We start from the raw sequence: 1,455 nt of genomic DNA, 5'->3' as shown, positions 1-1,455 counted from the left end.
CCGCGCGCATCGTGGCCCACGACATGGAACGAGTTTTTGCCGATATCGATGCCGATCACGGCGATCGCGGTATTGAGTGTCTGGGACATGGCGTGCTCCTTGTCTTGGCGCCCCTGGCCAGCTTATCGCTGGCGGGGCAGGAGCACGGCCGGACCATCCCATTAGCAGACTTTCACCGGCCTGATTACACTTCCAAGGCGCCACCTTTTGTCTGTACGATAGTTCGGCTTGGCTGAGGGCCGCATGAAACGGCGCAAGTTCATCACGGTTGTTGGGGGTATGGCTGCAACGTGGCCGTTCGCAGGTCATGCTCAGCAATCGACCAAGCTTCATCAGATCGGCGTGCTTTCACTCGGCCGCGGTGACAAGTCCGACGCAAGTCTAAAGACTCTCGATGCGTTTGTGCCGGCATTGCGTGTGCTCGGCTATACTGAAGGAAAGAATGTCGCGTTTTACCGTAAATTCGCAGACGGCGATGAGGACAAGCTCAACGAGTACGCGCAGGAATTCGTGACGCACCGCGTCGACGCAATTGTTGCTTTGGCTACCCCGGCCGTCCGCGCAGCCAAGAAAGCGACTTCCACCATTCCGATTGTCGGCATAGGCATGGCAGATCCCGTCGACGACGAACTCGCTTCCAGTCTGGCGCGGCCGGGCGGCAATGTCACCGGGACGGCATTTCTCGGCCCGGAGTTGGTGTCCAAACGGCTTCAACTGCTTAAGGAGATCGTTCCCGGTCTCTCTCACGTTGTCGTTTTGTGGCACCCTCGTGCATACGGTGAGCGCACAATGAAGGGGATGCTGAACGAGATTGAGAGCGCCGCCCGATCTCTCGGAGCAAGCCTTCAACTTGTGCCGGCGGATAGCCCCGCCGATCTCGAAAGCGCGTTTGCGGAGTTGGCCAAAGCGCGAGCGGATGGTCTCGTCGTGTTTCCTAGTCCGATGCTGTACAGCCAGTACTCTCGGATTGTACCCTTTGCCGAGAAGAACCGCCTCCCGACGATCTACGCCGCCAGAGAGGGCGTGGAGCTCGGTGGCCTTGTCTCTTACGGAGTCAACCTGCCTGACCTGTCACGCGCGACCGCTATCTATCTGGACAGAATACTCAAAGGCGCAACGCCAGCCGAGTTGCCGATACAGCAGCCAACCAAGTTCGAGCTGGTTGTAAACCTTAAGGCGGCCAAGGCGCTTGGTTTGGCGGCTGGTCGAGACTCTCTCCTGACCGCCGACGAAGTGATCGAATGAGCAGGCAGAATGTCTGCGATTGGCCCTTTTGAGACATGCCGCCCCTCACGATGAATGTCGGTTTTCGGGGGTAAAGCGGAAGTAGCGCGGACATCGCCAAACCGTCGCTTTTGACCCTGGCTGTGTGAAAAGCCACGAGTCGGTTACGATTCCTCCGTTTCCTGATGGGGGATATGGATGGGACGCTTCGTTGAAGGCGCGGACAGATCC

At 58.5% G+C, this 1,455-nt stretch carries 2 protein-coding genes; both read left to right on the top strand.

What is annotated here, in order from left to right:
• Positions 1-236: hypothetical protein (locus CT676_RS45035; protein WP_205124651.1), on the top strand; the 236-nt coding region annotated here is incomplete at its 5' end.
• A gap of 7 nt (positions 237-243) precedes the next feature.
• Positions 244-1,245: an ABC transporter substrate-binding protein gene (locus CT676_RS43625; protein ID WP_135217354.1), complete on the top strand. Its 1,002-nt coding sequence runs from the start codon at positions 244-246 to the stop codon at positions 1,243-1,245.
• Positions 1,246-1,455 lie beyond the last annotated feature (210 nt).

The sequence above is a fragment of the Bradyrhizobium sp. MOS001 genome (genome assembly GCF_004634465.1).
GTDB lineage: Bacteria > Pseudomonadota > Alphaproteobacteria > Rhizobiales > Xanthobacteraceae > Bradyrhizobium > Bradyrhizobium barranii.
This window is presented reverse-complemented; position numbering and strand designations above follow the sequence as displayed.